Genomic DNA, 19,260 nt, shown 5'->3' on the forward strand with positions numbered 1-19,260 from the left:
GCCCATATGAGTATTCCATATCAGCAGTTCTGCCTGAACACAAGAAAAACCCAAGGTCGTAAAAATGACCTGGGTTTCTCGACAATCAGAGGAGGAATATATCTCCGTTATTATTTACATATGCTAATCATTCGGAAAGAACTGTGTGTGAGTCAATTGCAATATACATATGTTCAACTTTGTTTTACGGTAAAATGGCAAATGAGCGCACTGGAAAGCCGGACGCCTTTTCCGCCTTGGGTACGATATTGAAGATCACCGCACCTTTGGCCGGTACCTGATCCAGATTCGTTAACAGCTCTACCTGATATGTATCCTGGGCAAGTACATAATATTCTGCCAGAAGTGCCCCGTTCTTTTGATAATCTACAGCTGAATCGGTGTCGAAAGTTTCATGGCCAATCGCCTGTATTTTTCTTTCCTCGAATAAAAACATTAGCGCACTGACTGACCATCCCGGTGCATGACTGTTGCCCTCAGCATCCTTGTTGTCGAATGCTTCATGACTGGGCCAGCGTTTGCTCCAATCGGTACGCAGTGCTACAAAACTGCCAGCTTCAATAACGCCATGCTCTTTTTCAAACTCAAGAATATGCTCGACATCCAGCGTGAAATCCGGATTGCTCTCTACAGCCACAGATTGATCAATAACCAACAGCGGTAGCACAAGCTCCTTCAACCCCAATTCATCCAGATAACGGGTATCACGCACAAAGTGAATCGGTGCATCCAGATGCGTACCATATTGACCGGGAAACCTGAAACTCTGGGCAAAGAAACCTTGATCGTGATTAAACAACGTATCGAATGATGCTGCATCAAAAGCTGAGAAATGTGGAGATTCCGGCCCAAACGTATGGGTCAGATCCACCCACTTCTTTTCTTTTAATAATTGAATCGCTTGAATGAGCTCATTGGACATCCGAATCACCTCATACATAGAATGGAATAAATTGTTACTATTATATCTTATTCCACTCCATGCGAAAATATCGAAATGTCAGCTATTTGATAGAATTCATTAACTCGAAGAAGTATTTTGGTTCATGAGTCTGATATAGATTGAACCATGAATCTAAAGTCTCCGGTGTAAATACATCTAGCACCTTCAATACATGCTTCGCAAATTCCAACGGAGCTATGCCCGATGCTGTAACTAAATTATCATCCGTTACGGCCGATACCATTTCATAGTATTTCTCTCCAATATAATGAGGACAAATCATTTTCAAATATTCCAGATCGTTGCTTGTATGCCTTCTGGAGTCTAGCAATCCCATCCTCGCAAGTCCAACGGTTGCACCACATATTGCCGCAACAACATGACCTTTTTCCAAAGATGTTGAAGCTTTTTTCAATATGGGCTCATGAATGGATTCCATCCAAGTATTTCCCCCTGGAAGAATCAACACATCCTTACTTTCCAACATACAATCATCAACAGAAATGCGAGGTAGTATTTCCAATCCCCCCATGGTAGTTACCGGACTTTTATCAACACCAACGGCAACCACCTCTATCGACGCCAGCCCTTTTTTAAAGTACCTTCCCGAGTTTAGTTCAGCAATTAAATAACCAACCTCCCAGTCTGACATCGTATCAAATACATAAAGATATGCTTTTTTTGTATGCATAGTGCACTCCCCTTTTAGTCGATACCCCTATTATAAAAAAACTTTACTGACATCTTCCGTCAGTAAAGTTTTTAAATTTGAAACATTCAGCGTTAATTCTCATCTATTCTACTCGAATGACCAGTTTCCCGCGTGTATGATGGGTTTCGCTTTTTTCGTGCGCTTCACGCAGTCCTTGTTCACTTAAAGGGTATGTCTCATCAATGATGGGTCTCAGTTTGCCCTCAGCAGCGAGGTCAGCCAACTGATCGAGTTGGTCCCCTTTGGGTTCCATCATGAACACGTTGGCCGTTACACCAGCTTCCTTAGCCAGCGTTTCATCCGGCTGTTCCACAAGCGATACCAGATGTCCACCGGCCTTCAATACCTTGAAGCTATCACGCTGAATGTCGCCACCCATCGTGTCCAGCACGACATCATACCCGGAGAGAATCTCCGAGAAGTCTTCTTTTTTATAATTGATAAAATGGTCCACACCCAGCGAACGCAGCAATTCCTCATTCGATTCACTCGCCGTGGAAGCCACTTCAGCGCCAAGATATTTGGCAATTTGAATGGCATAGGTTCCTACACCACCTGCTCCCGCGTGAATGAGAACCTTCTGCCCTTTGGCAAGCCGCCCATGATCAACAAGTGCCTGCCAGGCCGTCATGGCTGCTAGTGGTATGGCAGCTGCTTCCTCGAAGCTCAGATTTTCCGGAATACGGGCAATGATGTCCGCATCCACAGCCACATATTCTGCATAGGTCCCGAAATGACGAGGACGGGCAAATACGCGATCTCCCTCTCTGAACCTTGCGACATTCGAACCCGCTTCAGTCACCGTACCGGCAACATCCCCGCCCAATATTAGTGGGAAAGAATTCGCTGCCTCTTTCATATGGCCTTGTCTGACTTTAAAATCCACCGGGTTTACAGAAGTAGCATGAATGCGGATTAGCACCTGATTCACTCCACATGCCGGCTTGGTCATTTCCTTTTCCTTCAATTGTTCCGCTCCACCGAACTTTTCAATCACAATTGCTTTCATTAGAGATCCCAGCCTTTCCATAGGATTATCGTTATGCTCTCCTTCTTCATTACCCTTCCCGGACGTTCACTTGACCCTCGAATTGAAGATTCCTTGTGGGTTAACTCCCCGATGTTAGTTGAATCTTATGTAAAAATCGTAACACGGCTTCCTCCAATTCATTCAGCCCTGGCTGTTCTATAGGGAAGTGGCCCGCTCCCTCCAACACTACGCATTCCTTTTCCACTTTCAATCGATCAAAAAAAGATTGGCTGAACCGTAATGGTGTCATCGGGTCCAGTTCGGGGTGAACCAGCAGTACGGGACATTGGTCAAACTGTTCCGGATTTACCTCTGGCTTCTTATTCAGAAATGTTCTTAATAGTTCCAGTGGGACACGCGTCGCTGCCGCGTGTGGATCATTCATAATAAGTCGGGTTACATCCGGATTATTGGTAATCAGTTGCATACGTGATACTTGCTTCACAGAGATCCGTATATGATCCAGTAAAGTTGGAAACTGATCCATCATACGTTTGCCCCATCGGCTAACCAGACGGTTTGGTGCAAGCTGGTCACGCATATCAGGATCACTCGTGTCCACAAAAGTCGTTACGATCAAGCCCTGTACGTGCTCACTGCGTGCACTTGTGTGATAAGCCAGCATGCCTCCGATGCTGCTTCCCAACGCCACAATCGGCTTGCCGTCTTTCCTATATTCCCGATCAGCGAGTGAAACAAGCAGCTTGATCCACAGTTCATAATTGAGACGTGTCCCAGGCAACGGATAGCTCAGCCCATACGGTGGAAGATCTGGCGATACTACCTCATAGCCTCGGAGCTGCAACATTCGAGCATAAGGAGCGAGCAACCTGCCATTGCCTCCGGCTCCGTGAATGAACAGAATTTTGATCGGTGACTTGGGCGCGGGCAGACGATCGATGTGCAGATGAACCCCGTTCGACTCCCACCACTCCTCTTCAGGATTCGCATGGTCCCCTAGCCTGAATTCTTCCGGGAAAAAGGCCTGATACTGTTTCCAGTAATGATGTGTTGAATGATATGAAGGCAGATTATCCATGCTGTACATTCTCCTCTTGTCATAGATCAGTCCCATTCAGGTTGCATGAGCGTGATCCTATATATCCAAAAAAAGGCCGTGCATTGCACGACCTTTCATTAAGCATACATCTATAAGTATACTTCTTTGTATAACAGCCTTCATACATCTGTCAATAAAGGGATGGTACATTCCCCGGTACAATAAACGCCACACCAAGGAGAGAATTACTCTACTCCAAGCAGTGTGGCGTGTACGGTTCATCAGTGGATTAGGACTCAATACGTGTTTGCATCTGTGTGCTAACCTACGCTGTAAAGACGTGGAAAACAGATGCACAATTCATCCCGTCTCTTTTCCCCTCATTCTTTTCCTCAAGCGAACATATTGACTGTAGATCCAGGGTGATTCTTTCGTCAGAATCGGGCCAAGCACTGCCAGAATCAACACATATAACACGGCAAAAGACTGAATGGATGCCATCAGGCCTCCTGCCTTGCCGATGTTCGCCATAATGATGGAGAACTCTCCACGGGAAACCAGCGTGAATCCCACATTAAGAGAAGCACGTGGAGACATCCCGGAGAGTCTGCCAGCGATCATGCCCGCACCATAGTTGCTGGCAATGGTCAGAATAACGGCAATCACGGTCATTCCAACGGCCCCGCCAAGGGTCGAGGGTTCAATGGTCAGGCCAAAGCTGAAAAAGAAGATGGCACCAAAGAAATCTTTGAACGGCATAATCTGATGCTCAATTCGGCTGGCATGTCTGGATTCCCCCAGAACCAGCCCCATCATCAGTGCCCCAATCGCCTCGGCCACATGCAGCGTTTCCGAGAAACCCGCCACCAGAAAGAGCAGCGTCATAACCGTAAGCAGAAATAACTCCGATGACTTGATGTTAAGTGCCTTATCAATATACTTGATGCATTTCCTGCCGATGATCAGAAATAGCACAATAAAGAGCAGCGCAGACAGGGATACGAGCAAGACGCTGAGGAATGAGGTAGCCCCACTAAGTACAAGCCCCGTCAGAATCGAGATATGGATGGCGATGAACAGATCATCAAACATGATCATCCCCATAATAATCTCTGTCTCAGGGTTCGCCGTGCGCTTCAGATCCACGAGTACTTTAGCCACAATGGCTGTGGAGGAACTCGTCATAATTCCGCAGACAACCAACGTTTCTTTGAGTGGTAATTCCATGAACCATCCCAGTAGCAGACCGGAAGCAAAGTTAAGGCCAACATAGAACATGCCACCGGTCAGAATGGCTTTGCCAGACTTCATTAGGCGGGAGACCGAAAATTCCAGTCCCAGATAAAAGAGCAAAAACAGAATACCCAGCCTGCCCATAAATTCAATAAATTCCGAGCTTTCGATAAAACGCAAATCCACAATGCCGATCTGTGGTGCATGCGGTCCAACAGCCATACCAATCAGAATATAGAAAGGAATGACCGAAAATCGTAATTTTGCAGATATTAGCCCCGTAAGTGTAATCAGCGCAACGGCAATTCCCACTTCGAATATGAGCATATCCATAGGCTAGAGCCGTCCATTGGATAACAACTGTTTTAACAGTTTGATCTGATCCCGTTCACCAGCGACAACAACCGTAGCCCCCGCGGTAAAGGTATAGTCCGGACCTGGATTAAACTGTTTCGTCCTGTTCTTCTCCACCACAGCCAGAATAACTGCTCCTGTTGCCTGGCGAATATTCAGTTCTCCGATCGATCTTCCTATGCTCTCTGAATGCGGCTCAATACGGAGCCATTCAATTAACAGTCCCTCCAGCATAACTTCACGTTCATCCTGAAAGGTTGGTTTGTACGTCATGCCACCGACAATAGCCGCAACCGCACGTGCCTCATCATCATCCAGTGTGACCAGTGACACCATATCTCCCAGTTCTTCAGGCGAATCGCCTGATTCCATGTGAAACAGGTCACGTCGCTCATCATTATGGATGACGATGACCAGATGCTCACCGCTTCGTGTGTGCAACCAATATTTGCGTCCAATTCCCGGCAAATCCGTCTCTTTAAAGTGCATGATCTGCACCCCCAGTGGACAGCGGATTCAAGGATTCATTGTTTAACGTAATATCCGTAATGCGTACTCGCATGGAGCCAGCCGGTATATTAATCGACCTCACTTCTCCCTTGAGCCCAAGCAATAATTGCCGCCCCACAGGGGAGAGGAAGGAAATATGCCCCGCATCCGGGTCCGCGTCATCCGGCATAACAATGGTGAATGAATCAGATGTATGGAAGTCAACGTACTCAAAACGGATCAAACTACCGATAAGTACCACCGAGTCCAGAGCTTCATCCGAACCAAGGAGCAGCTTCTCCACACACGTCGTATAGGTCACAAGCAGCCGTTCCATCTGCGAACGTTCTGGATCACGCACGTCAAAATAGGCGTCGAGAAATGTTCTTTTCTCTTCACCGAATATAATGAGCTGGTTCACCAGCATTTCTCTGCAATTTTGAAAGGAGGTCCTATGGTTCATAATAGATCTCACCTCCTATACAAGCCCTGTTCTCCATGTTGATTCGCATGTTTTTCTTCATCATGTTGTTCTCCTCCTTCATATAGATAAAAAAACCACGGATACCGCGGTCTTACTACCATCTTACCAAAACTAATTTTTTAATCCAGCTATTCCGTTAACTTTGCGTTGTATAACGATAAAAAGGGCGTCCATCCAGCTTCCAAACTTAACCTTTACATCATATGACAGATCCATAGAAGATTTTAATAACGTCATAAAAAACATTTTATGGGTTTTCATCTCGTATTTTTATTTTGTTTCCTGTATATTTAACTACAAACTTTTATGCAATTTATACAAATAGCCATCCCAAGACTTTAACACAATAAAGGAGTGCATTGAAAAAGTGTCGACTATAACTAAGGATTCAACTCAAGTAACTGCCGCAGAGTATGTTCATTCCGTTTACGAATCGGTTATCGCCAGAAATCCACAGGAAAGTGAATTCCATCAGGCTGTCAAAGAGATCCTGGACTCGCTTATTCCTGTCATTGCAGCTCATCCGAAATATCGGGAGAATGGCTTGCTTGAACAACTTGTAGAGCCAGAACGTGTCATTACGTTCCGCGTGCCTTGGGTAGATGATCAGGGCAAGGTACAAGTGAACCGTGGATTCCGTGTTCAGTTCAACAGCGCAATTGGGCCTTACAAAGGCGGACTTCGTTTCCATCCTTCCGTTTACTCGGGAATCGTTAAATTCCTTGGGTTTGAACAAATTTTCAAAAATGCCCTGACTGGCCTGCCAATCGGCGGTGGTAAAGGTGGTTCCGACTTCGATCCAAAAGGAAAGTCAGATCTGGAAGTCATGCGTTTCACCCAAAGCTTCATGACTGAACTGTACAAATATATCGGTTCCGATGCGGACGTACCTGCCGGCGACATCGGTGTAGGTGCACGGGAAATCGGTTATATGTTCGGACAATACAAACGCATCAGCGGTGGACACGAAGCTGGCGTACTCACAGGTAAAGGTTTGCTGTACGGAGGAAGTCTTGCACGTAAGGAAGCTACAGGATTCGGATGCGTGTACTTTGTGAAGGAGATGTTGGCATCCAAAGGACTGAGCTTCAAAGACAGCACGGTGGTTGTCTCCGGTTCGGGTAATGTATCCATCTATGCAATTCAGAAGGCTCAGGAGCTTGGAGCTACTGTTGTGGCATGTAGTGACTCTGCTGGTTACATCTATGATCCTCAAGGAATCAATCTGGATACAGTAAAAAGATTAAAAGAGGTTGATCGTCTGCGGATCAGCGAATATGTCAAAGAGCATCCACATGCCGTGTATACCGAAGGCTGTGAAGGCATCTGGTCAATCCCTTGTGATATCGCGCTGCCTTGTGCAACGCAAAATGAAATCGATGAACAGGCTGCTGCATTGCTCGTGCAAGGCGGAGTTAAAGCGATCGGTGAAGGAGCGAATATGCCTTCCACTCTGGCTGCAATTGACGTTTTCCATAAAGAAGGCGTTCTGTTTGGACCAGCCAAAGCGGCTAATGCTGGCGGAGTTGCCGTGTCCGCACTTGAAATGTCGCAGAACAGCATGCGGTTGTCCTGGTCATTTGAAGAAGTGGACGCCAAGCTGCATGACATTATGTCGAACATCTACACTAGCTGTGTTCAGGCAGCGGATGAGTACGGCTGTGCAGGTAACCTGCTTGCCGGAGCGAACATCGCTGGCTTCCTGAAGGTGGCAGATGCCATGCTCGCGCAAGGTATCGTCTAATTGCTTTACAGTTGCTAACTAAATAAATAAACCGCCTTCCATCACGGGAGGCGGTTATTTTACATTCTTAATGTCATTGATGGGGTTTAATCCAGCAGCGGGATCGCCATGGGATCCATATCGGAATTGATCAAAATCCAGTGTAATGGTAAAGTTGTACTGACCTTAAAATAGCAAGTCTTTTAATTAAAGGAAGTGTACAAATGACTAACCAAGCATTCAGTAGCAATCAGGCTACTCTGCATTTAAGCGCAGACTGCGAGCAATGTTTTGGTCTATGCTGTGTCGCCTTGCCGTATGGCAAGTCATCGGACTTTGCTTTTGATAAATCCAGTGGCACCCCCTGTTCCAATCTCCGTGCCGATAACCGCTGTGGCATCCATACACAGCTGCGACAGAAAGGGTTCAAGGGTTGCACAGTCTACGATTGTTTCGGAGCTGGTCAGAAACTATCACAAATTACATATGCGGGCAAGGATTGGCGTAATCATCCCGAATCTGCTGCTGAGATGTTCGATTGCTTGCCTGTCATGAAGCAGCTTCATGAGATGATGAGCTATATCAATGAAATGCTACAGCTGCCGGAAACATCATCCATCCATGCCGCGTTGAAGGACGTATATCGGGAAACGGAACGACTAACCGATCTAGAGCCATCTGCCATATTACGTCTCGATATTCCCGCACATCGGGCGGTGGTGAACGAACTGCTTGTACAGGCCAGCGAGATGGTGCGGGCAAAGGTCTCAGCTTCGGATAAGGGTCCTTCCAAATCGAAGACCAAAAAGCGTACCGGAAGAGACTTTCTGGGTGCCAATCTAAAAGGAGCTGACCTTCGGGGAGCGAGCTTTAGAGGTGCCTTAATGATAGCGGCTGACCTACGAAACGCAGATATGAGAAAGACCGATCTAATTGGGGCTGACTTGCGGGATGCGAATCTGGGTGGAGCGGATCTGAGAGGCAGCATCTTTCTGACTCAATCCCAGCTCAACTCGGCAAAAGGCAGTGCAGATACCAAGTTGCCGGATCATTTAAACATTCCCTCACACTGGCTGTAGGGAAGACTACCCCAAGATGAAGTATGAATTATAAATGAATATGCATAAACCATGAATATGCACTGATTCGTATGTACAACACAAACAGCTCGTCCCTCTGTTTAGAAGGAAGAGCTGTTTGTGTTGTATTACATTTTAGATATGAATTAATCAGGACTTACAACTGCGGTAATGAATTAACGGACTACAGCAAGTCGCGGCGAAGGTCCTCAGCCGATTTAGGAGACAGGTGACCGAGTGGAATATCAAATACTGTCTTAGCCCCTTTGTGTCCTTCCAGACTCAAACGTTGTGCGGCTCTTGCATAAGCTACCAGTACACTTGCTGTAAATTCAGGATTGCTGTCGAGCTTCAGACCAAACTCAATAATTTGTTTCTGGCCTGCACCTGTAACTCCACTACGAATGACAAATCCACCGTGCGGCATGCCTTCATGCTCAGCCTTCAATTGCTCTTCAGTAATAAACGTTACCGTTGTATCGTAATCCGAGAAATAGTTAGGCATAGATACAATCGTTTCACGAATCTCGTCCTGATTTGCACCAGCTTCTGCAACTACATAGCATTGACGCAGATGCTTCTCACGTGTGGTCAATTCTGGGGTCTCCCCAGCACGAATGCTGTTGATTACTTCTTCAACAGGTACAGTGTATTGCACACCAGCCTTAACGCCAGGAACACGACGGATGGCATCGGAGTGACCTTGGCTTACTCCTTTACCCCAGAACGTGTACTCTTTACCTTCTGGCAGGATCGATTGAGCAAGCAGTCGGTTCATTGAGAACAAGCCTGGGTCCCAACCTGTGGAAATGACGCTCACGTGGCCACCTTGCTCTGCCGCAGCGTTAACTTCTTTATAGAATTCAGGGATTTTGGCATGTGTATCGAAGCTATCCACCGTATTGAACAATTTTGCAATTGCAGGTGTCTGCTCCGGAAGATCGGTTGCCGAACCTCCACACAGAATCATCACATCAATTTTGCCTATGTATTGCTCAGCAGCAGAGATATGCTCGAAACGAACCTCTGTACCTTCTGCAACCATCTGCTCCGGGTTACGACGTGTAAATACAGCAACAAGCTCCATATCCGGGTTTTGAGTAATAGCTTTCTCTACACCTTTGCCCAGATTTCCGTAACCTACGATACCAACTTTGACCATGTTCAATCCTCTCCTGTCTTCATCTATAGTTGCCTACTTTATCTAGTATAATGATATAACATAACATGTAAACTGTCAGGTTTCCAGTTCGAAAATAAAAATACCTTGCATGCAGATCAGCAAGGCCTGATATATTCCTTTTATTCTAATCACGTCCAACCGAATGGATAAAAGCTATGGCATCCACGGAAGAAGTAGCAAACAAGACGGAAACGGACAACACCGTTAGAGACAACAGACAACTTGCCAGGAGTAAGGAAAGGAATCTTGATGCGGTTCTGATCTTTTTCATCCATCCTACCTCCTCATCCTGTTTGCTATATTTTGACTGGATCATGTTCTTCATAGTTCACCGAACCGCTTCACCAACTCCAAAATTTCACTAGCGACAATATCCGGCTGACTGTTATGAATATCGTGTTTGGCGTGTGCCACAGTGACCTGTGTTCCTTGACTGGACCATGTAGCAAAATCGGCTTGATCTGCCTGCCATGCCCGGCTGCCTTCGCTCGGTTTCTCTGAACCGGCCGTCAGAATGGTTAGTGGGAAGGAGAATTCCTTTTTATGCGCCAGGATATGGGCTGCGTTCGTCTTGGAATTGCGCATCTCCCCAATCACGTTGTCATTGTATGCATGCTTGAGTGTGGAAATGGTGGCTGCCTTTCTCATTGACTCCGTAACAAGCTCCGGGTTAACGACCAAAGATTCCGTTATCCGATCCGAATGCAGCAAGGTACGCACAATTCCTGTTTTCACCAGAAGACGGGCTGAATCGAAATACCAATCCGATTGCTCCATAGCCACAGTGCTGTAATATTCGGGACTCCCTCCATCGATCATGACCATGCCAGCTACCTCATCGGGATACATTTGTGCGAATCGCACGGTCTCCAGCGATCCGAGAGAATGACCTACCATGATGTATGGCGGACGTTGGCCGGATACTCGCAGCAATTGATGGATTTCCTCTGTAATGGTATCGATATCACGTGGCCGATCGGTATAATCGCTATACCCGTAACCGAACCGATCATACACCGCAATTTTCACCTGGGATTTCAACTTGTTATACAGCGGGCTGAAATCAACATACGGATTGGGCGTACCCCAGCCTGAAGCGAGAACAACTGTCGCATCTCCTGTTCCCGTAGTATAGAGATGCATGTTACGTCCGCTCACCTCATACATCTTGCCTGGTGCAGTATAAGATTTCATGTCCTGTGTCGACTGATACGCCTCGTACGCGGTACCTACCAGCAGCAGAAGTCCTGTTGCCAGCATCAGGCCACCCAGCCCTTTTAAACCTCTCCGTAACCCCTTCTTCATCGTTCTCTACCCCTTACCCGAATCATCTTCTATATGTATTCTTCAATCTTACCCAAGTACGGGTGGAAACGGAACGATCCCGGGTCCAGTTCTTTCCCCAACCTAAGTCTAGTTCCACCCCCTACCCGCAACATGAAAAATACCATTGAGACCTGTACCAAAGGGAAGATAATCATATAGACAACGTAAAATAACCGCAAATTCCCGATAACGGAAACCTGCGGTTGATGATATTCATTTTGTAAAAAGGAAAATATACCCTCTGCAATCTACAATTGCAACGTGAGACCCACCGGACAATGATCACTGCCCATTACATGGCAATCAATATGCGCATCTGACACCTTCGGAGCCAGCTGATTGGACACCAGAAAATAATCGATCCGCCATCCTACATTACGTTCTCTTACCTTAGGCATGTACGACCACCAACTGTACACATCCGTGCGATCCGGGTACAGATGGCGGAAGCTATCTACATATCCGGCAGCCAGCAGATCGGTCATCTTGCCTCGCTCTTCCAGCGTGAATCCCGAGTTGCCCAGATTGGGCTTCGGATTCTTCAGGTCGATCTCCTGATGGGCTACATTCAGGTCACCACATACGATAACCGGTTTGGTCTGCTCCAATTGCAGTACGTACCCTCTGAACCGATCCTCCCATTCCAAACGGTAAGGAAGTCTTGTCAGATCCCGCTTTGCATTGGGGGTATATACGTTGATTAGATAAAAATGATCAAACTCCAGCGTAATCATTCGGCCTTCCGGTTCACTGTCTTCCTCTATCCCGTACCAGACAGATAGCGGCTTGATCCGGGTAAATACGGCTGTGCCAGAGTATCCTTTTTTGACGGCATAATTCCAGTATTGATATACGTCTTCTCCCAGATCCATCTCGATCTGTCCTGCCTGCAGCTTGGTCTCCTGCACACAGAAAATATCGGCCTGACTCTCGTTATAATAATCCATGAATCCTTTGGTAACACATGCCCGCAATCCATTCACATTCCAGGACACCAGCTTCATATCCTCATCTCCTCACATCTCCCCAATATAGCATGGGCGAATTCGGAAGGACAAGCTGAGGTGTGACGATATCGAAACAGAATGAGGGCTTCCTAAACCATATGCTCACTGATACAACCAGGATAATGCTTCGGGCAGATGCTTGGCAAAAAACAAAAGATCATGCGTCCCGCCCTCTTCCTCCACGTAATTCAGCCGCTCAGCAGGATAACCCTGGGCCAGAATCATGCGACACGCGGAACGTGTATTTTCCAGCATTTGTGCTTGAGCATTAGCCTTGTACACACCTTCCAGACTCCCAACGTACATATACAGCTTCAACCCGTGGCGTTCAGCCCAGGAATAGTCACTCATATAATCGAGGAAACCTTCATACCACATAGAGGCCGATAACGCCCCAACCTTTCCAAAGATATGAGGGAATTCCATCGCCGCAAACAGAGAGATCAGCCCACCGAGCGAACAGCCAAGTATACCTGTATTCTCTGAATCTGCAAGAGTACGGAAAGACGAGTCCACATACGGTTTCAGCTGCTCAGTTATCGCCTTCAGATATATGCTTCCCTGACCGCCAAAGGCCGAAAAGGATGCATGCAGCGCTGGTACCGGCCATGGCGTGTAGTCATCGTTGCGATTGTGAGGTTCAATACCGACCAAAATCAATTCAGGCAGTTTTCCGGAGCGAAAAAAATGATCCAGCAGATTGCTGCAGGCTTTGGCTACCGCACCTCCATCCTGAATATAAACGACCGGGTAATGGCGATTTCCCTCTGTGTAAGATGGCGGAAGCAGCAGATGGAGCGTCCAGCCATTAACCGACTCCTGTACCCATTTACTCATGTATGGAACCCTTCCCTCCTGTTTCAAATCTGGTTTGTTACATCCGGTTTTTGAGCAGTAAAAAGATGAAATAAGGAACGCCAATAATGGAGATGACGATACCCACAGGCAGTTCTGCCGGGGCAAACACCGTTTTGCCGATCAAATCCCCTACAACAACCATTGCCATGCCGACCAACCCGGATATCGGAATAACCTGTTTATGGTGAAGCCCCACCAGTCGCCGTGCAATATGAGGAGCGATTAACCCAACAAACCCGATACTCCCGGAAACGGCAACACAGGCACTGACGAGCCCAACACTGCCCAGCAACAATATTTTTCTCTCCCGATGAACATCCACGCCGAGCCCCATGCTGCTAGCCTCCTGCAGCTGCATCACATCCAGCACACGGGATTTAGCCCAAAGCAATGGAATCAGTAGAACCAGCCATGGAATCATCGCCGATATATATCGCCAGTTGGCATTATAAATGCTGCCTGTCAGCCAGACGGTAGCCATCTCAAAATCGGAGGGGTTCATCTTGAGGGAAAGATAAAGCGTAATTGCACTAAAACCTGAACCGATGGCAATCCCGACCAGAATGAGCCTCTGGGAATCCAACTGACCGCGCTCCTGTGCAAACCACAAGATGAGAATAACTGCGGTTAATCCACCCACCAAGCCAAACAGCGGCATCGCCATAATGGATAACCATCCTGTACCCGTTATGGACCCGTGAAACAGAAGCATAAAGAGTACCATTGCTGTTCCGGCACCTGCGTTAATACCAAGCATGCCGGGGTCAGCCAGCGGATTTCGAGCGATGCCCTGAATCACAGCTCCGGCAATCCCGAGTCCCAGGCCAAGCAGTAATGCAATGACAATACGCGGCAGCCTGAAGTCAAAAATGACCAGATCATGCTCATGGACAGGGTCCAGCCGCAATAACGTTTTGACGACATCCATCACCGATATATCAAAGGCACCGTTGGTCAGACTGATATAAACGGCTGTTGCGATGATTACTGTATTTATGAAAATAACGGCCCATAATCTTCCCCGCTGCGGTTCAGGCATGTTTTCCCCCTCCTTTGGTTTTGATCAGATAAAGGAAGAAGGGAACGCCGAATAATGCGGTGACGACTCCAATTGGTGTTTCAAACGGAGAGTTAATGAAACGGCTCAGGATGTCGCACCAAGCCAAAAAGAATCCACCCAGCAGAGCGGAGCACGGAATAATCCAGCGGTAATCCACCCCGAAGAGAAATCGGGTAATATGCGGAACCAACAAACCGACAAAAGCGATTTTGCCCGCCAAAGCCACGGATATTCCAGTCAGGATAACCACACTCAGTATCGATAAAGCCTTAACCCATCCGGTACGCTGCCCCAGGCTTGTTGCCACATCATCGCCCATCGACAGAATCGTAATGGACTTGGAAAGGATGATGGCTAACGCCAGACCCACCACAGCAAATGGAATAATCAGCTTGATCATGCCCGGGTCCATCTGATGCAATCTGGCGTTATACCAGAAACTGATTGTTTGGGACACCTGATAATAGGTAGCCACAGCCTGAGATACACCGCCGAGGAATGTACCAATAATCGTGCCCAGAATGGCAAGCCGAACAGGCGACATGCCGCCTGGCAGTAACCAGGCGATGAAAAATACCAGTGCTGCTCCAAGTGCCGATCCCGCCAAAGAGTAAAATATAAGACCAAGAGAAGACGTATTCGGCATAAATACCATACATAAGGTGATGACCACTACCGATCCATCGGATACCCCCATAATGGAAGGGGATGCAAGATAGTTTCTTGTCATCCCCTGCATGAGCGCACCTGACACCGCCAGAAAAGCGCCGATCAATAGAGCACCAATGACACGTGGGAGCCGGGATGACACGATAATCTGGTGATCGATGCTGTCTGTATCAAAATGGAAAATGGCTGCCGTTATGGTCGAAACGTCAATGCTCTTGGCTCCGTACATGACGGACGCCAGAATGGTAACTGCAATGAACAGAGGTGCTGCTGCGAACAGCACCACCGGATTCAATCTTCTTTTTTGCATAGGAGTATACACGCCTTGCTCTAATTATTTGGATAACTGCTCAACTGCTGCTTTCAGGAATTCAATACGACTCCAGGCCGGACCACCTTCAGCCAATGGATCAATGACATTGACAAAAGCATGATTTTCCTTCAGTGCAGTTGTCTTCTGGATAATCGGGTTGTTCTGTAGATCTGTCAGGGCATTCGGGGTGTCGGAGTTCTCAGATGTCTCAAATTGTACAAACACATAATCCGGGTTCATCTCTGCAAACTTCTCCACCGAAAGTGCTTCCTGTGCTTTGGCTGCTTGAATCTCGGCCGGAACCTGGAATCCAAGGTCTCCATACAGAATCGGATTCACAAAGACAGACTCAGGATACACATACATTTGTCCGTTACGGATACGTACTGCCAGCACTTTTTTGTTTTCCAGTTTGTCCCCAAGTTCAGCCTGGGCAGTAGTCAGAGCAGCCTTATACTGTTCGATCTCCTGTTTGGCCTGTTCCTGCTTGCCTGTCAGCTCAGCCAGCAGATTCAGGTTAGACTCCCAATCCGTAGCAATATGAGACACCTGAATAAATGGCGCAATTTTGCTTAACTGCTCGGCTACTTCAGGTTTAAACTTCGTGGAACCCAAGATAATATCCGGTTTCAGGGACAGAATGGTCTCAAAGTTAGGCTCAATCTTCTGCCCAATGGACTCAGCCTGATCCGTGATAGAAGCATACATCTCCGGGAATTCGCCACCAAAAGTAATAGCCCCTACCGGATGTACATCAAGAACCAGTGCATCCTCCATCGCTTCCATGGAACCGGTAATAACAATACGGTTAACCTCTGTCGGAACCGTGTACTCCTGATCTAAGTATTTGATGGTTCGTGTGCCTTCAGCTGCCTCAGCTGTATCCGTTTCATTGTTCGTCGCCGTGGTTCCGGTCGAAGACGAATTCTCCGCATTCCCTGACACGTCCTCTTTATTGCCGCACGCTCCCAATACAGCGAGCATACATATCATTGTCAACCATAACCCCAATTTCTTTTTCATCTCTGGTGATCCCCCTTCAATAGTTCGATTATTCTAATTGAGAATAATAATCATTCTTGAATGATAAACAAGATTGAGGGACAGAACCATGGACTCTGTCCTGAATCTCTATGGATTTTTCACCGATAGCGATCCATTAGATCGTCCAGGATGCGTTCGTTGGCGAGGGGCGAGTTCTCAAGCCAGGGATCAGCCGGGATGATGAACAACCGGTTATTCTGAACGGATTTTATATTTTGCCACAAGGAGGTTTTCTGCACATCCTCCCAGAAGGATAACGTCTCACTCTCTTGACATACCATCAGAAATATCCAATCCGTCTGCATTTCATCCAGTTGTTCCAGCGTAATCGGCTCGTTATATATCTCCCCTTCCTCACTGACATGGGCTGGTTTGACTGCCAAATCTCCATATAACACTTCCAACATGGAAGGTGAACAATAACGTGTGAATTGATGTTTTAACAAACGGACAACGACAACCTTCTCGTTGCCAAGCTTTTGCTGCATCATCGTTTTGACCTGTTCCGCCTTATGATCATAAGTTTCTAACCAACTCTTGGCATCCTGCTGTGCCCCCAGTTGTTCAGCCAGAATCTGAAGCTGTGAACGCCAGTTGTGATCTGAAACCCTGAGGTAATGAACCGGCGCAATATGTTCAAGCTGTCCTTTTTCCTCAGGTCGCAAGTAGTCGTAACTGATAATCAGGTCTGGCTGATACTCCTGCAGAGCCTGAATTTTGGATTGCCACTCCATGTCAATCCGATAGGCACTCAGATGTACAGGGATGTCCTTGCCATACATTCGATAATAATACGACGTCCATTTCGGGTGCAGCGGTGCCGCATAGGGGATCATGTTCAGGGCCAGCAAATGTCCTGTAATCGCAATGTGATAGGCGGCGATTTTACGGCGGCGGCTGTTCATATATACCGAAGGGGATATTCCCATGGCTTTTTTAAATTTGCGACTGAAGTAAAATTCGTCCTGATATCCAACCTGGTGGGCAATATCCCGCAGACGCATTTCAGTACCGGCCATCAGTTGTTTTGCCCGGTTAATACGGAGTGAAGAAATATAATCAGTTGTACTCATTCCGTATCTTCGCTTGAACAGGTCCACATAATATTTCGGACTCAGCCCGGCCATGCCTGCCAGATATTCCACTGTTAGATTCTCATTGGAATGCTCATCGATATAATCTTTGGTACGCTGGATCATCATCTGGGAATCTTCCTTGAGCGGAGGCGATGCTTCCGTAAGGCTTGCAAGCAATTGGAGAAACTGCACATGTGCCTGAAAATGCCCCATGGCCCTGCCACTATGCCACAGGTTGTGTATTTCTTCGCACATAAATGAGAGCTGAACAGTGGGTGACACTGCCAGCTCCTTGCCAGATCTGAACATCGGGGTATCTTTAACCACATGCAAGGTGTCAGGATCATCATGAAGCTCTTGATAAAGATCAAACCGAATGATCGTTACTTCGGCTCCTTCATCTCTGAAAGAGGTCAATCCAAAAGTGGATTCGGGTACACAGGAATATACTCCTTGTGCATGGATATGGATAGACCCCCGATCCAGTGTCAGTAAGGCTTCACCACCTGTGACCATGACAAGCACATATGAAGAGGTATGTTGCTGGGGAATGTTCCAGTCTGAAGTGGATTTCATTTTCTCCATATCACGCAATTTTATAGTCAATCTGTCGAGTGGATACGTGGAATCCACCTCTTGATTAGGGTATAAGTTAGGGGAAATCATCTATTTGTAGGCCTCCATTTGATAACCATTCTCAATAACTATCACCAGTATATCAAATTTTCGGAGGCTCCCGCATCTACTACTTCTTTCATGATGGTGCTAACCCCGTTCAATCTCTGGATACAAATCGCAGTGCCCTGCTTATCAACACAGGCAATACAGAGATGTGACCTTCATCTTCAAAACCGATAAAGTCAGCCCGGATTCCACTTGCATCGGCATGGTTCAACCATTGGGTAAACGCTCGGGAACGATCAATCACCCCGCTGGGATGACTCCCCTCCAGTTCTCCCGCTGCAAGTAAAACGTGAATTTCCGTACTCTTATCCAGCATACGGGAAGCAAACGTCTCTTGCTGCCGGGCGATCCATGCCGAGTTCCAATGAAGAGACGGACTCCCTGCAATGTAATTTCGGTATGTTCCCGGACGTTCCAGTAACAACTGCAAAACAAATAATCCGCCCAGCGAGTGCCCCACAACGGATTGTCTTCTCCTGTCAATGGCATAGCGTCGTTCAATATCCGGCTTCAATTGTTCCTCGATAAATTGGGTGAATGCTTCAGCGCCGCCATGCTCCGGCCAAGCTGCTCCATCCGGTCTCCGGGGTAATTCCCCTTCGGGAACCGACATCATAAAATCATAGTGCCTGTCCGGTGGAAAGGCTTCCCGGACTGCATACCCAACGCCAACAATAACTGCCGGCACAACCCCGGTCTTCTCCGGGCGTAAAGATTGTACACGCATGGCCTCAACCATCGTACCAAACACCGCATTGGCATCCAGCAGATAGATCACGGGATATCCTGAAGCTGGCGGGTCGCTCTCCGGCACCCAAACTCTGATCTCGTACTCTCTTTTGGTCTGTTCTGCACGCATGTGGTAAAAAGCTGTTCCCGGCAAAGTTACCTCCGGTTCTGTTCCGTCATGTCTCATAACTTGTTTCAATAAAGTATTCCTCCTGGTTGCTACGGCTTTAGTCTCCGATTATATCCAAGGTCGGTCCGGCCTTC

19 protein-coding genes are annotated in these 19,260 nt (G+C 47.2%); 2 read left to right on the forward strand and 17 right to left on the reverse strand.

The window, feature by feature from the left end; all coding sequences use genetic code 11:
- Window positions 1-184 precede the first annotated feature (184 nt).
- From ACDJ58_RS21810 to ACDJ58_RS21840, 7 genes are all read right to left on the reverse strand, one after another.
- Entirely contained in the window at window positions 185-922 is a 738-nt protein-coding gene (locus tag ACDJ58_RS21810) for a cyclase family protein (RefSeq protein ID WP_413372889.1), read from the reverse strand.
- Between the two features lie 82 nt (window positions 923-1,004).
- Window positions 1,005-1,634 carry a type 1 glutamine amidotransferase family protein gene (locus ACDJ58_RS21815; protein ID WP_413372891.1) on the reverse strand — a complete coding sequence of 210 codons (630 nt, stop codon included), beginning with the start codon at window positions 1,632-1,634 and terminating at the stop codon, window positions 1,005-1,007.
- A gap of 103 nt (window positions 1,635-1,737) precedes the next feature.
- Window positions 1,738-2,664 carry an NADP-dependent oxidoreductase gene (locus ACDJ58_RS21820; RefSeq protein ID WP_413372892.1) on the reverse strand — a complete coding sequence of 309 codons (927 nt, stop codon included), beginning with the start codon at window positions 2,662-2,664 and terminating at the stop codon, window positions 1,738-1,740.
- 100 nt (window positions 2,665-2,764) lie between these two features.
- Window positions 2,765-3,724 carry an alpha/beta hydrolase gene (locus ACDJ58_RS21825; protein WP_413372893.1) on the reverse strand — a complete coding sequence of 320 codons (960 nt, stop codon included), beginning with the start codon at window positions 3,722-3,724 and terminating at the stop codon, window positions 2,765-2,767.
- Window positions 3,725-4,045: 321 nt separating this feature from the next.
- Window positions 4,046-5,251 carry a cation:proton antiporter gene (locus ACDJ58_RS21830; RefSeq protein WP_413372894.1) on the reverse strand — a complete coding sequence of 402 codons (1,206 nt, stop codon included), beginning with the start codon at window positions 5,249-5,251 and terminating at the stop codon, window positions 4,046-4,048.
- 3 nt (window positions 5,252-5,254) lie between these two features.
- Window positions 5,255-5,761, reverse strand: a complete 507-nt coding sequence (locus ACDJ58_RS21835; protein ID WP_413372895.1) for a cation:proton antiporter regulatory subunit — start codon at window positions 5,759-5,761, stop codon at window positions 5,255-5,257.
- Window positions 5,751-6,224: a GreA/GreB family elongation factor gene (locus ACDJ58_RS21840; protein WP_413372896.1), complete on the reverse strand. Its 474-nt coding sequence runs from the start codon at window positions 6,222-6,224 to the stop codon at window positions 5,751-5,753. The genes ACDJ58_RS21835 and ACDJ58_RS21840 overlap by 11 nt, the downstream gene beginning before the upstream one ends.
- A 388-nt stretch (window positions 6,225-6,612) precedes the next feature.
- Between ACDJ58_RS21840 and gdhA the strand changes: the two genes are divergently transcribed.
- Window positions 6,613-7,989: an NADP-specific glutamate dehydrogenase gene (gdhA, locus tag ACDJ58_RS21845; RefSeq protein ID WP_413372897.1), complete on the forward strand. Its 1,377-nt coding sequence runs from the start codon at window positions 6,613-6,615 to the stop codon at window positions 7,987-7,989.
- A 203-nt stretch (window positions 7,990-8,192) separates the two neighbouring features.
- Entirely contained in the window at window positions 8,193-9,047 is an 855-nt protein-coding gene (locus ACDJ58_RS21850) for a pentapeptide repeat-containing protein (protein WP_413372898.1), read from the forward strand.
- A gap of 184 nt (window positions 9,048-9,231) precedes the next feature.
- On the opposite strand, the gene ACDJ58_RS21855 is transcribed toward ACDJ58_RS21850, so the two are convergent.
- The 10 genes from ACDJ58_RS21855 to ACDJ58_RS21900 all read right to left on the reverse strand — a co-directional run bounded on the left by ACDJ58_RS21855 (window position 9,232) and on the right by ACDJ58_RS21900 (window position 19,183).
- Window positions 9,232-10,209 (reverse strand): diaminopimelate dehydrogenase, encoded by a 978-nt coding sequence (locus ACDJ58_RS21855; RefSeq protein ID WP_371121655.1) that lies wholly within the window; start codon window positions 10,207-10,209, stop codon window positions 9,232-9,234.
- A gap of 145 nt (window positions 10,210-10,354) precedes the next feature.
- Window positions 10,355-10,501: a hypothetical protein gene (locus ACDJ58_RS21860; protein ID WP_413372900.1), complete on the reverse strand. Its 147-nt coding sequence runs from the start codon at window positions 10,499-10,501 to the stop codon at window positions 10,355-10,357.
- 50 nt (window positions 10,502-10,551) lie between these two features.
- Entirely contained in the window at window positions 10,552-11,535 is a 984-nt protein-coding gene (locus tag ACDJ58_RS21865; RefSeq protein ID WP_413372901.1) for an alpha/beta fold hydrolase, read from the reverse strand.
- 269 nt (window positions 11,536-11,804) lie between these two features.
- Window positions 11,805-12,560 (reverse strand): exodeoxyribonuclease III, encoded by a 756-nt coding sequence (locus ACDJ58_RS21870; protein WP_113053596.1) that lies wholly within the window; start codon window positions 12,558-12,560, stop codon window positions 11,805-11,807.
- Window positions 12,561-12,665: 105 nt separating this feature from the next.
- Window positions 12,666-13,400, reverse strand: coding sequence for an alpha/beta hydrolase (locus tag ACDJ58_RS21875; protein ID WP_413372903.1), 735 nt, complete (start codon window positions 13,398-13,400; stop codon window positions 12,666-12,668).
- A 37-nt stretch (window positions 13,401-13,437) separates the two neighbouring features.
- On the reverse strand, window positions 13,438-14,460 hold the full coding sequence (locus tag ACDJ58_RS21880) for a FecCD family ABC transporter permease (RefSeq protein WP_413372904.1): 1,023 nt from the start codon (window positions 14,458-14,460) through the stop codon (window positions 13,438-13,440).
- On the reverse strand, window positions 14,453-15,460 hold the full coding sequence (locus ACDJ58_RS21885; protein ID WP_413372905.1) for a FecCD family ABC transporter permease: 1,008 nt from the start codon (window positions 15,458-15,460) through the stop codon (window positions 14,453-14,455). The genes ACDJ58_RS21880 and ACDJ58_RS21885 overlap by 8 nt, the downstream gene beginning before the upstream one ends.
- Before the next feature lie 24 nt (window positions 15,461-15,484).
- On the reverse strand, window positions 15,485-16,486 hold the full coding sequence (locus tag ACDJ58_RS21890) for an ABC transporter substrate-binding protein (protein WP_413372906.1): 1,002 nt from the start codon (window positions 16,484-16,486) through the stop codon (window positions 15,485-15,487).
- Window positions 16,487-16,605: 119 nt separating this feature from the next.
- Complete coding sequence (locus tag ACDJ58_RS21895) at window positions 16,606-18,249, reverse strand: AraC family transcriptional regulator (protein ID WP_413372907.1); 1,644 nt, start codon at window positions 18,247-18,249, stop codon at window positions 16,606-16,608.
- Between the two features lie 109 nt (window positions 18,250-18,358).
- Entirely contained in the window at window positions 18,359-19,183 is an 825-nt protein-coding gene (locus ACDJ58_RS21900; protein WP_413379778.1) for an alpha/beta hydrolase, read from the reverse strand.
- Between the last annotated feature and the right edge of the window lie 77 nt (window positions 19,184-19,260).

It is taken from the genome of Paenibacillus taichungensis, assembly GCF_047302525.1.
GTDB lineage: Bacteria > Bacillota > Bacilli > Paenibacillales > Paenibacillaceae > Paenibacillus > Paenibacillus taichungensis_B.